General features: G+C 73.8%; 7 protein-coding genes. 2 read left to right on the plus strand and 5 right to left on the minus strand.

All coding sequences use genetic code 11. The annotated features are described in order from the left end of the window. Nucleotides 1-181: 181 nt before the first annotated feature. Together OO47_RS28460 and OO47_RS28465 are read right to left on the minus strand one after the other, a co-directional pair. The gene (locus OO47_RS28460) at nt 182-2,287 is read right to left on the minus strand and encodes an IucA/IucC family protein (RefSeq protein WP_033210607.1); all 2,106 of its coding nucleotides are present in this window, start codon (nt 2,285-2,287) and stop codon (nt 182-184) included. Nucleotides 2,288-2,324: 37 nt separating this feature from the next. Continuing rightward, a complete protein-coding gene (locus OO47_RS28465) occupies nt 2,325-3,842 on the minus strand; it encodes a diaminobutyrate--2-oxoglutarate transaminase family protein (protein WP_407696365.1) in 1,518 nt (505 codons plus the stop codon). Between the two features lie 377 nt (nt 3,843-4,219). Here OO47_RS28465 and OO47_RS28470 point away from each other — a divergent pair, with 377 nt between their 5' ends. Both OO47_RS28470 and OO47_RS28475 read left to right on the plus strand, forming a co-directional pair. Then, entirely contained in the window at nt 4,220-5,395 is a 1,176-nt protein-coding gene (locus OO47_RS28470; protein ID WP_033210610.1) for a trypsin-like serine peptidase, read from the plus strand. 155 nt (nt 5,396-5,550) lie between these two features. Then, nucleotides 5,551-6,723: a trypsin-like serine peptidase gene (locus OO47_RS28475; protein WP_030221297.1), complete on the plus strand. Its 1,173-nt coding sequence runs from the start codon at nt 5,551-5,553 to the stop codon at nt 6,721-6,723. 102 nt (nt 6,724-6,825) lie between these two features. Here OO47_RS28475 and hflX read toward each other — a convergent pair whose 3' ends face one another. From hflX to OO47_RS28490, 3 genes are all read right to left on the minus strand, one after another. After that, on the minus strand, nt 6,826-8,319 hold the full coding sequence (hflX, locus tag OO47_RS28480) for a GTPase HflX (RefSeq protein ID WP_030221299.1): 1,494 nt from the start codon (nt 8,317-8,319) through the stop codon (nt 6,826-6,828). 123 nt (nt 8,320-8,442) lie between these two features. Continuing rightward, nucleotides 8,443-9,978 (minus strand): M1 family metallopeptidase, encoded by a 1,536-nt coding sequence (locus tag OO47_RS28485; RefSeq protein WP_407696366.1) that lies wholly within the window; start codon nt 9,976-9,978, stop codon nt 8,443-8,445. Nucleotides 9,979-10,141: 163 nt separating this feature from the next. Continuing rightward, nucleotides 10,142-12,586 carry a RelA/SpoT family protein gene (locus tag OO47_RS28490; protein WP_030221304.1) on the minus strand — a complete coding sequence of 815 codons (2,445 nt, stop codon included), beginning with the start codon at nt 12,584-12,586 and terminating at the stop codon, nt 10,142-10,144. Nucleotides 12,587-12,663: the final 77 nt, after the last annotated feature.

Consider the following 12,663-nt stretch of genomic DNA (forward strand, 5'->3'; position numbering starts at 1 on the left):
CCACCGAGATCTACACGTAAGGAGTCGTCGGCAGCGTCAGATGTGTATAAGAGACAGGTGTCGTCTCCCGGCGGGTCGACCGGGGGGCGGGTGGGTGACACGGTGTCGCTCTCCTCTCGGCGGTGCGGTGGGGACGTGGGGCCGTCGGCGGGGCCGGGTGCGGGGGTGGGTGCGGAGGGGGTCAGGCGCGGAGGGGGTTGGTGACGGTGACGTAGACGGACTGGGTGTCGACCGGGCCGACGAGTTCGTCCAGGCCGTGCAGGCGGGTGAGGAGGTTGGCCTTGCTTCGCAGGGTCGCGGCCTCCAGGAGCCGGTGCGGGAGGGGCGAGCCCAGGCCGGTGGCGGAGGTGAGGAAGCTGCGGAGGGCGGCGAGCAGGACGCGCTCGTCGGCGAGGTGCTGGGAGCCGAAGGCGCCGACCAGGCCGAGGACGTTGTTGATGCCGAGGTAGTAGGCGAAGCGTTCGTCGGTGACCTGGTCGGAGACGAAGGTGTCGCTGTGGGCGCCGATGCCGGGGAGGCGGCCCTCCAGCTCGCTCCGGTGGGACTCGCGGAAGTAGTAGCCCTGGTTGTCGCGGTAGCGGCCGCCGACCGGCCAGCCGTCCGGGTCCAGGAGCACCAGGGTGTTCTGCTGGTGGGCCTCCAGGGCGATGCCGGCGTGTCCGTCGAGCCAGAGGACGGGGCGGACGACGTGGTCGAGGTAACGGAGGAACCACTCGGCGGCCACGGCCGCGGTGGGACGGCCTGTGCGGGCGGAGAGCCCGCCGATGACGTCGGCGAGCCGGGAGCGCATGGCGGTGGCTCCGGGCCAGGGGCGGGGGGTGGTGAGGGCGGCGATGCAGATGGCGTCGTCCCCGGGGCCGAAGGGGTTGTGGCGGATCATGACGTCGAGGCCGGGGACGGGGGTGCCGTCCGGGGCGTCGACGGCCAGCCAGGCGGGGTCGCGGACGATGTCGAAGCCCGGATGGGCGGCCTGCCACTCGTCGACGAGGCCGGTCCGGAGCAGCCGGTGGACCTCGACGCCGCGGTGGAGCTCCTTGCGGAGGTTCTCGCGGCGGGAGTTGGTGATGCGCAGGCCGAGGGAGAGCTTGAGCATGGCCGTGGCGCCGGGGCGGTGCACGGTGCGGATGGAGGAGGTGGGGTGCCAGGGGGTGCCGTGGGGGCCGAGGTCGTGGAGGAGGCCGCCGTCGAGGAGGGCGCGGACGTCGGGACGGTGGCGGAGTTCGCGGGCCTGCCAGGGGTGGAGGGGCAGGGGCACGGTGCCGGTGGGAACCGCGAGTCCCTCCGCGAGGCCGTGGGCGAGCTGTTCGGCGGTGACGGGCCGGCCCTGTTCGGTCCAGGCGGAGTCGGAGGCCAGGAGGGAGGCGTCGACGGCGAACCAGTGGAGGGGGAAGGAGCCGTGCAGTTCGGGTGAGTAGAGGCGGCTCTCGGCCTCGGTGAGGCCTTCGCGGCTCTTGGGGGTGGGGTGGAGCGGATGGCCGAGCAGGAGGGACTGTTCGGCGGCGAGGAACAGGTCGGCGTCCGGGTGCGGCTGGGGCCGGTGGCGGCACTCGGTGATGAAGTCGGCGGTGCGGCGGGCGGAGTCGGCGACCCGGCCGACGAGTTCGGTGCCCTCGGGACGGCCGGTCTCCCGGCTGAGGAGGGCGGCGGTGGTGACGGCGTCGACGGCCGGCGCCGAGGCGGGGAGCCCTTCGAGGACGGGGGCGCCGAAGCGGTGCCAGCCGGTGGGCGACCAGTAGTGGACGGGGACGAGGAGGGCGGTGCCGCTGGCGTCGAGGGGGACGCGCAGGGTGGCGGAGTCGGGGGCGGGGAGGTTCTTCTCCCGGACCCAGCAGCGCAGGAGGCTCTCGACCGCGGCGGAGTCGGCGGCGCGCACCGGGTCGGGGTCGTCCAGGGGATCGGCGGCGGACCGGAGGGTCCGGAGGGCGTACGGCCCGGGGTGCTGACGCGGGACAGTGTGCTCCCCCGAGCCGGACGCCTCGGAGCCGGGCTTCTCGGAACCGGGCTTCTCGACGCCGTCCCCCGCGGAACCGGCCCCCGCGGAACCGGTCCCTACGGAGCCGGCCCCCGCGGAACCGGTCCCTACCGAGTCGGTCCTCTCGGAACCGGTCCCTACGGAGTCGGTCCTCTCGGAGCTGGTGCTCTTGACGTCGGGCTCCCCGGAGCCGGGGTTCTCGGGGCTCAGCGTTCCGGAGCCGGGTGTCGCGGGGGCGAAGGTCCCGGTCGTGAGGGGTTCGGGGGTGAGGAGGGAGGTGGCGGCGGGCGCCGGGGAGGTGGGCGTGGCGTTCACGGGCTTCCTTGGGGGTGGGGCCGGGGGCGGTCCGGGGTCAGTGGGACGGCCCGGGGGCGGGCACGGGGGCCGGGGCCCGACGGGAGGGCGACGGTCGGGGGGTGTGGACCCGTTCGGCGGCGGCGAGGGCGTCGGCGAAGCGGTCCAGTACGGCGGTGGCCTGCTCGTCGGTGAGGGTGAGCGGCGGCAGGAGCCGGACCACCGCGGAATGGCGGCCGCCGAGTTCGACGATGAGGCCGCGGGCCAGGCACTCCTGCTGGACGGCCAGGGCCAGGGCGGGGGCGGCGGGCGGGACGGTGTCCTCCGGCCCGGCCGCGTCGGGGTCGACGAGTTCGACGCCGATCATCAGGCCCCGGCCGCGGACGTCGCCGACGCACGGGTGGGCCGCGGCGAGGCCCTGGAGCTGCCCGAGGATGCGGGCGCCGAGGGTGCCGGCCCGTTCGGCCAGCTTGTTCTCGCGGACGTACGCGAGGGTGGCCGTGCCGGCGGCCATGGCGAGCTGGTTGCCGCGGAAGGTACCGGCGTGGGCGCCGGGTTCCCAGGCGTCGAGCGCGGAGCGGTAGACGACGACGGCGAGCGGGAGGGAGCCGCCGATGGCCTTGGAGAGGACCATCACGTCGGGCACGACGCCGCTGTGCTCGACGGCCCAGAAGGCGCCGGTGCGGCCGACCCCGGTCTGCACCTCGTCCACGACGAGGGGGATGGCGCGGTCGGCGGTGATCCGGCGCATCCGGCGCATCCAGTCGTCGGGGGCGGGAATGACGCCGCCCTCGCCCTGGACGGCCTCGACGATCATTCCGGCGGGGGTGGTGACACCGCTCTTGGGGTCGTCCAGGAGGCTCTCGGTCCAGCGGGCGGAGAGCTCCGCGCCGCGTTCGCCGCCGGTGCCGAAGGGACAGCGGTACGCGTGCGGGTAGGGCAGCCGGGTCACGCGGACGTCGTGGGCCCCGCCGGAGGCGGCGAGGGCTCCGGCGGTCATGCCGTGGTAGGCGCCGGTGAAGGCGAGGAGGCCGTCGCGGCCGGTGGCGGTGCGGACGAGCTTGAGGGCCGCCTCGACGGCGTCGGTGCCGGCCGGTCCGCAGAACTGGATGCGGGCGTCGTCGGCGAGTTCGCCGGGGAGGGTGGCGAACAGTTCGGAGGTGAAGGCGTCCTTGACGGGGGTGGCGAGGTCGAGGACGTGGAGCGGGGCGCCCGAGTCGAGGACCTTCTTGATCGCTTCGAGGACCACGGGATGGTTGTGGCCGAGCGCGAGGGTCCCGGCGCCGGAGAGGCAGTCCAGGTAGCGGCGCCCGTCGGCGCCCTCGATGGTCAGCCCCCGGGCCCGCACGGGGACGATCGGCAGGGAGCGGGCATAGGTGCGGGCGGCGGACTCGCGCAGGGACTGACGGCGCAGGATGCTCTCGTACCCGGTCCCCCGCACCGTCCGCCCCGACGGGGAGGCTTGTCGGCCTTCGGCCTTTTCGGGCGGTTCGGGGCTTTCGCCCGCCCGGTTCGGCGCGTCCGCCGGGGCGTGCGGCTCCGCCGGGACGGCCGGAGCTGGTTCGGTCACGGCCACGGCTCGGTGTCCTCCCGCTGTAACAGTTGCGTTGCACATCGGGGCGTCGGGGAGCGGCCGCAAGGCCCGCCCCGGGCGCCTCCGTTGTGTCCCCCGTGCGTACCAACGACGGGAACTCCCCGGGATCACGGGCCGGAGGCAAGATCTTGGCGTGTCCCGGATCACGGCACGGCAACGACCGAACGGTGCCCGGAACCACCGGCGGGGCGCGTACCGTCCCCTCCGGCACCGGCATAGTGGGGGCCGTCGGCCGTGATCCGCCCGGGTTCGGCCACTGTTCGCCCATGAGCAAGTGCACGAGCGAGTCCACGGGCAGGTCCGTGAACGAGCCCATGAGCAAGCCGTACAAGTTGACGTAGTCCCAGGGGGATCACGAGATGCGATCGATTCGTCCGCTGCTGACGGCGGCTTCCGCCGTCGCGGCGCTGACGCTCACCGTTACGTCCTGCGGGCCGAGCGAGGAGAACGCGGGGGACAAGCCCAGTGCCCCCGCGAGCCTGAACCCGGCCGAGAAGATCAAGATTCCGGAGGACCTGAAGGACCGCCTGAAGGAACACGGGATCGACCTCGACAAGTGGCGCAACGGCGAGTGGAAGAACTGGGACCGCGACAAGTGGCTGCGTGAGGCCAAGGACTTCGTCAACCCGATCATCGAGGACCTCTGGAACCCGGACCGGATGCGGGAGGCCGAGCGCCCCGACAAGCCGGTCGAGGAGGAGGACATCTCGGGCGACAAGGGCGTCACCGACCCGGCTCCGGACCCGGTGCGGGCGAAGGCCGTGGACGCGAAGTACCACGACAACGCCCCCGAGTCCGGAAAGGTCTTCTTCGACGGCCCCGAGGGCTCCATGGTCTGCTCGGCCACGGTCGTGAAGGACCCGGCGCACCCGGGCAAGTCCAACATGGTCTGGACGGCCGGGCACTGCGTGCACAAGGGGAAGAAGGGCGGCTGGTACCGCAACATCGCCTTCGTGCCCTCGTACAACGACTCGGCGCTGGCGACCTCCGCCCTGGAGAAGGCGACGCGGGAGCAGATCGCCCCGTACGGCGTGTGGTGGGCGGAGTGGGTCAAGACCTCCGACCAGTGGATCGCCGAGGGCGCGAGCACGGGCGGCGCGGGCGCTCCCTACGACTTCGCGGTCATCAAGGTGACGCCGGAGAAGGGCTCCTCGGGCAAGTCCCTGGAGGAGACGGTCGGTTCGGCGCTTCCGGTGGAGTTCAACGCGCCCGCCGTGCCGAAGATCGCGAGTCTGACGGCGACCGGTTATCCGGCGGCGGCGCCGTTCGACGGCCAGAAGATGTTCCAGTGCCAGGACAAGCCGGGCCGGCTGTCCCTGAAGGCGAACCAGCCGACGATGTACCGCATCGGCTGCACCATGACCGGCGGTTCGTCCGGCGGCGGCTGGGTGGGCAAGGGCGGCGACGGCAAGCCGGCGCTGGTCTCGAACACCTCGATCGGCCCGGCGTCGGCGGGCTGGCTCGCGGGCCCGCGCCTGGGCCCGGAGGCCAAGGGCATCTTCGACGAGGTCAGCAAGAAGTACGCCGGCCAGTAGGCCCGGCACGGAGGCGGGGCCCCCGGGTCCCGCCTCCACCCATGTCGCGCCCGTCTCGGCACAGGGACCCGTCTCGGCACAGGGACCCGTCTCGACACGGGCGCCCGTTCCGGCCGGGCATCCCAGCAGTAGACACCTCAGGGGGAAATCACCACATGCGCTCCGTACGACCCATACCCGCGGCCCTCGGCCTGGCCGCGGCGCTCGCGCTGACGGCCACGGCCTGCGGGCCCACCGAGACCCCGGCCGTCGACAAGCCGGCCGGCGGGGCGAGCAGTTCCGCGCCCGCTGCCGACGCCGGTGACGGCGGCTCCGACCTCACCGAGGACCTCGCCGACAAGCTGAAGAAGCGCGGCGTCGACCTCGACGGCTGGAAGAACGGCGAGTGGAAGAACTGGGACCGCGAGACCTGGCTGCGTGAGGCCGAGGACTTCGTCAACCCGGTGATCGAGGGGCTCTGGGACCCGGCGCGCATGCAGTCCGCCAAGAGCCCGGAGCAGACGATCGCCACCCAGGCCGGTGCCAGTGGCAGCGATCCGGTGCCCCGGCCCGTGCAGGCGCAGCGCGAGAAGACGCCGTACCACCGCAACGCGGCCCCGGTCGGCAAGATCTTCTTCGACGCGCCGCAGGGCCACATGGTCTGCTCCGGCACCATCGTGAAGGACCCCCGCCGGCCCGGGAAGTCGAACCTGGTCTGGACGGCCGGACACTGCGTCCACGCGGGCAGGAAGGGCGGCTGGTACCGCAACATCACCTTCGTGCCCGCGTACAACGACCGGGGCAAGTCCCCCGCCGCGCTGCGCAACGCGAAGCCGCACGAGGTGTACCCGTACGGCCAGTACTGGGCCGACTGGGCCGTGACCTCGGGCGAGTGGATCAAGTCCGGCGGCACCGATCAGGCCTGGCCGTACGACTACGCCGTGCTGCACGTGAAGCCGCAGCGGGGGACCAAGTCCCTGGAGGAGACCGTCGGCGCCGCCCTGCCGGTCGACTTCTCCGCCCCTGCGCCCGCGCGGGCCGGGACGATCGGCGCCTGGGGATACCCGCAGGCCGCCCCGTACGACGGTGTGATCATGCACAAGTGCCTGGACCGGGCGACGCGGTACACCACGGCGCCCGCGACCCCGGTGATGTACCGGATCGGCTGCACGATGACGGCGGGCTCGTCCGGCGGCGGCTGGTTCCGGGTGCTGCCGAACGGGAAGACGGCGCTGGTCTCGAACACCTCGATCGGCCCGGCCGGCCGCAACGGCTGGCTCGCCGGGCCGCAGCTCGGCAGCGGCGCCAAGGCGGCCCACGAGATGGTCAGCAAGAAGTTCGCCCGCTGACGCGCGGCACACAGATCCCGCGGCACGTGGAACGGCCGAAGGCGCCGGTCCCCTCCCGGAAGGGAGGAGGCCGGCGCCTTCGGCGCGTGAGGTGCGGGACCGTCAGTGCGCGGCGGGCACGAACGGCGCCAGGAGCGCCGCCAGTTCCTCGTGCACCCTGGCCTTGAGCAGGGTGCCCTCGGGGGTGTGCTCCTCGGACTCCAGCTCGCCCTCGGCGTGGACCCGCGAGACCAGACCGCCCTGCGTGTACGGCACGAGGGCCTCGATCTCGACCTTCGGGCGCGGCAGTTCGGCGTCGATGAGCGCGAGCAGTTCCTCGATGCCCCGGCCCGAGCGGGCCGAGACCGCGATGGAGTGCTTCTCCACCCGCAGCAGGCGCTGGAGGACCAGGGGGTCCGCCGCGTCCGCCTTGTTGATGACGACGATCTCCGGCACGTTCACCGCGCCGACGTCCCGGAAGACCTCGCGCACGGCGGCCAGCTGCTCCTCCGGGGCGGGGTGCGAGCCGTCCACCACGTGCAGGATGAGGTCGGAGTCGCCGACCTCCTCCATGGTGGAGCGGAACGCCTCGACCAGGTGGTGCGGAAGGTGCCGGACGAAGCCGACCGTGTCGGCCAGGGTGTAGACCCGGCCGGTGGGCGTCTCGGCCCGGCGGACGGTCGGGTCGAGCGTGGCGAACAGCGCGTTCTCCACGAGGACGCCCGCGCCCGTGAGCCGGTTGAGCAGGGAGGACTTGCCGGCGTTGGTGTATCCCGCGATGGCGACCGACGGCACGTTGTTCCTGCGCCGCTCCTGCCGCTTGATGTCGCGGCCGGTCTTCATCTCGGCGATCTCCCGGCGCATCTTCGCCATCTTCTCGCGGATGCGGCGCCGGTCGGTCTCGATCTTGGTCTCACCGGGGCCGCGGGTGGCCATGCCGCCACCGCCGCCGCCGCCCATCTGCCGGGAGAGCGACTGGCCCCAGCCGCGCAGCCGCGGCAGCATGTACTGCATCTGCGCGAGCGCGACCTGCGCCTTGCCCTCTCGGGACTTGGCGTGCTGGGCGAAGATGTCGAGGATGAGGGCGGTCCGGTCGACCACCTTCACCTTGACGACGTCTTCGAGGGCGATGAGCTGGCCGGGGCTGAGCTCGCCGTCGCAGACGACGGTGTCGGCGCCGGTCTCGACCACGATGTCCCGCAGCTCGCGCGCCTTGCCCGAGCCGATGAAGGTGGCCGGGTCCGGCTTGTCGCGGCGCTGGATCACGCCGTCGAGCACGAGGGCGCCCGCCGTCTCGGCGAGGGCCGCGAGCTCCGCGAGGGAGTTCTCGGCGTCCTGCACGGTCCCCGAGGTCCAGACGCCGACCAGCACGACGCGCTCCAGGCGCAGCTGGCGGTACTCGACCTCGGTGACGTCCTCGAGCTCGGTGGAGAGGCCGGCGACACGGCGCAGGGCCGCGCGCTCGGAGCGGTCGAACTGGTCGCCGTCCCGCTCTCCGTCGATCTCGTGGCTCCAGGCGACGTCCTCTTCCATCAGGGCATCGGCCCGAAGGCTCTCGGTACGGCTCGTCTCCGCGAAGCTCTGGTTGTCCTGGGAAGGGGATGAAGAGGAGGTCATTGGATCCTTACGTCTGAGGAGAAACAGGTGTGTGACGGTGACAACGCGCGCGGGCGCCGGAAGATTCCCGGGCCCCGGCCGCCTCGCCGACCGGACGATGGTGACACGCCCCGCCGGGGTCCGTCATCCGGGTTTCGGGGCGCCTCCCGCGCCGCCCGCCGGGTTGCTGCGCCAGTCCGGGTGGCCGGGCATGGGCGGGGTCTTCTCGCCGTACAGCCAGCCCTGGAAGAAGCCGGTGAGGTCGCGTCCGGCGGTCCGGCCGGCCAGGGCGACGAAGTCGGCGGTGGCGGCGTTCCCGTTGCGGTACCGGGCGACCCAGGCGCGCTCCAGGCGCTGGAAGGCGGCGGTGCCGATCTCCTGGCGGAGCGCGTAGAGGACCAGGGAGCTGCCGTCGTAGACGACGGGCCGGAAGAGGCTGATCTTGTGGTCCGGCGAGGGGGGCTCGGGGGCGGCCGGGGGTCCGCCGGCCGCCCGCCACCCGTCGGAGGCGGCGTAGGCGGCCTTCATGCGCCGCTCCAGGGACCGGCCGGCGGTCTCCTCGGCGTACAGGGCCTCGTACCAGCTCGCGTGCCCCTCGTTGAGCCACAGGTCGGACCAGCTGCGGGGCGAGACGCTGTTGCCGAACCACTGGTGGGCCAGCTCGTGGACCATGATCGAGTCGACGTACCACTCGGGGAGGGTCCGGTCCGCGAAGAGGCGGCGCTCGAAGAGCGAGAGGGTCTGGGTCTCCAGCTCGAAGCCGGTGGTGGCGTCGGCGACGAGCACGCCGTACGTCTCGAAGGGGTACGGGCCGACCTGCCGCTCCATCCACTCCATGTGGGCCGGCGTCCTGCGGAGCCAGGGTTCCAGGAGCTCCCGGTCGGCGGTGGGCACCACGTCCCGCAGGGGCAGTCCGTGGGGTCCCGCGCGGTGGACGACGGCGGAGCGGCCGATGGAGATCTGGGCCAGCTCGGTGGCCATGGGGTGGCGGGTGCGGTAGGTCCAGGTGGTGGTGGAGCCGTGGCGGACGCGACCGGCGGGCAGGCCGTTGGCGACGGCGGTGAGGCCGTCGGGGACGGTGATCCGGAAGGTGAAGTACGCCTTGTCCGCCGGGTGGTCGTTGGACGGGAAGACCCGGTGGGCGGCGTCGGCCTGGTTGGCCATGGCGAGGCCGTCGCCGGTGCGGACCCAGCCGCCGGTGTCGGCGGGGCCGGAGGGGTCGCTGGTGTGGGTGACGGTGATCCGGACCGGTTCGCCCGCTTCGACGGGCGCGGCGGGGGTGATCACCAGGTCCTCGCCGCTGCTGGTGTACGCGGCGGGGCGGCCGTCGACGGTGACGGCGGAGACCTCGCCGTGGGTGAAGTCGAGGTTGATCCGCTCCAGGTCGTCGGTGACGAGCGCGTCGATCCGGGTCACGGCGGAGAGCGGCTTCGTGTTCGCGCCGGGGTACGCGACGTCGAGGGTGTACGCGAGGACGTCGTAGCCCGGGTTGCCGAGGTGCGGGAAGAGCGGGTCGCCGATGCCGAGCGGCGCGGGGGCGGGCAGCCCGGCGGCGACGAGCCCGGCCGAGGAGGCGACCAGGGCGGCGGAGCGGAGCCACCGGGCACGGGGCGGCAGGGGCGCGCGGTCGAACGGCAGGGGGGCGTGGTTGAACGGCACGGGGGATCGGGCGAACGGCATGGGCCAGGGCCTTTCCGGAGGACTGGCCCTACGGCTACCAGGGCTTTCGCCGCGCGCCGGGGCGGCTCGCCCGCCCGCCACCCGAAGGGGGTCACGCCCGGACGGCACCTGCCGGTCCCGGTCGGTCACGGGCTCCTTCCGCCCGGTCACGGTCGCCGTTCCCTCAGCTCCGGCGCGGGCGGGGGCGGGGTGACGCGCGATGGCGGGCGCGGCTCACGTCGTACACCCCCGGCACGTCCCGCATGGCCCGCATGAGGGCGGGGAGCTCGGCCGCGTCGGGGAGGTGGAGGGTGTACGTGTGGCGGACCCGCTGTTCGCTGGGCGGCTCGACGGTCGCGGAGACGACCGCGGCCCCGGCGGTGGCGATGGCCTCGGTGAGGTCGGCGAGGAGTCCGGGCCGGCCGAAGGACTCGGCCACGAGGGTGACCCTGCCCTGGGCGGTGTCGCCCCAGCGGACGGTGACGGGCGCGCGGCCGACCCGGCGCATGGCGTCGGCGGAGGCGCAGCCGGAGCGGTGGACGGTGACCGATCCGCCGCGGACCCGGAAGCCGGTGATCTCGTCGGGGGGTACGGGGGTGCAGCACCCGGCGGGCCGGACGGCGGCGGGCTGCTCGCCGTCCAGGTCGGCGTGGAGCTCGGCGTGGAGCCCGGTGCCGGAGCGGGGGTCGGCGGCCGGGCGGGGCTCGGGCCTGGGCTCCGGGTGGAAGCGGGAGCGGGCGCCGGGCCGGGGATCGGTCGGGGCATGGGGCCCGGCGCCGGCGGCTCGGGCATCGGGCCGGGGGCCGGTGGAGCGGGGATCGGTGGCTCGGGCATCGGGCCGGAGATCGGCGGGGCGGAAGGCGGTGGGGCGGGGACCGGGTCCGGGGGTGGTGGTTTCGGTGCTCTCCGGGTGGTCCCGCAGCCACCCCGCGATGGCGATCCGGGCGGCGGGGGTACGGGCGTGGTCCAGCCACTCCGGGGACGGGCCGGACACGGGGTCCTGCGCGAGCAGCAGCTGCACGGTGTCGCCGTCGCCCAGGACGGTGCTCAGGGGTGCGAGGCGCCCGTTGACGCGGGCGCCGAGACAGGCGTGGGCGGCCTCGCCGTGCTGGGCGTAGGCGGCGTCGATGCAGCTGGCGCCGGCGGGCAGGCTGATCGTGCCGGGCGCGCTGCCGTCGGCGCGGAAGACGGTGATCTCGTCGTCCTCGGCGAGGTCGGCGCGCAGGGAGGTCCAGAAGGTGTCCGGGTCGGGGGCGGACTGCTGCCAGTCGAGGAGGCGGGAGAGCCAGCCGGGGCGGGTGGGGTCGACGCGCTCGCCGTCCTCGGTCGCCGGGGACGCGAGGGGCGCCGCCGGGGACGCGGGGGACGCCGCCGGGGACGCGGGGGACGCCGAGGGCGCGGGAGACACGGGGGACGCCGGAAGCGCCGCGCCCTCCGGCTGCTCGGCGGCCTCCTGGCCCACGTGCGGGTTGCCGAGGGCGACGACCCCCGCCTCCGCGACCTTGTGCATCCGGTGCGTCCGGATGAGGACCTCGGCCATGGCCCCGTCGGGGGCGGCCACGGCGGTGTGCAGGGACTGGTACAGGTTGAACTTGGGCGCTGCGATGAAGTCCTTGAACTCGGAGATCACCGGGGTGAAGCAGGTGTGCAGCTCACCGAGGACCGCGTAGCAGTCGGCGTCCTCGGCGACGAGCACGAGGAGACGGCCGAAGTCGCAGCCGCGCAGCTCGCCGCGCTTGAGGCGGACGCGGTGGACGGAGACGAAGTGCCGCGGCCTGACGAGGACTTCGGCGCCGATGCCGGCCTCGCGCAGGACGGCGTCGACCTGTTCCGCGACGGCGCCGAGCGCGTCGGGGGCGTGCGGGTTGCCGGCGATGAGCGCGCGCGTGGCCTCGTACTCCTCGGGGTGGAGGATGGCGAAGACCAGGTCCTCCAGCTCGGTCTTGAGGGCCTGGACGCCGAGCCGTTCCGCGAGCGGGATGAGGACGTCCCGGGTGACCTTGGCGATCCGGGCCTGTTTCTCGGGGCGCATCACGCCGAGGGTGCGCATGTTGTGGAGGCGGTCGGCGAGTTTGATCGACATGACCCGGACGTCGTTGCCGGTGGCGACGAGCATCTTGCGGAAGGTCTCGGGTTCGGCGGCGGCGCCGTAGTCGATCTTCTCGACCTTGGTGACGCCGTCGACGAGGTAGGCGACCTCGGGGCCGAACTCCCGGCGCACCTGATCGAGCGTCACATCGGTGTCCTCGACGGTGTCGTGGAGGAGGGAGGCGGTCAGGGTGGTGGTCTCGGCGCCGAGCTCGGCCAGGATGAGGGTGACCGCGAGCGGGTGGGTGATGTACGGCTCGCCGCTCTTGCGGAACTGGCCCCGGTGCGAGGACTCGGCCAGGACGTACGCCCGGCGCAGCACCGTCAGGTCGGCCTCGGGATGGTGGGCCCGGTGCGCCTCGGCCACGTGGCCGATGGCGTCGGGCAGCCGGTCGCGGGGGGCCGGTCCGGCGGTGGCGCCGAGCAGGGCGGCGCGGCCGAGCCGGCGCAGGTCGATGCGGGCGCGTCCGCGTCTGCGGACGGTCGTGTCGGTGGCGGCGTCCTCCGCCTCGCTCACAGGGTTGGTGGCCTCTGCGCTCATGGGGCACCTCCGGCGACAGACCGGCGGTGGGCGGGCCAGGCGTGCCCGGGGGCCGGTGCTTGATGCTACCGACCCCA

The organism is Streptomyces bikiniensis (assembly GCF_000716625.1).
Classification (GTDB): Bacteria; Actinomycetota; Actinomycetes; order Streptomycetales; family Streptomycetaceae; genus Streptomyces; species Streptomyces bikiniensis.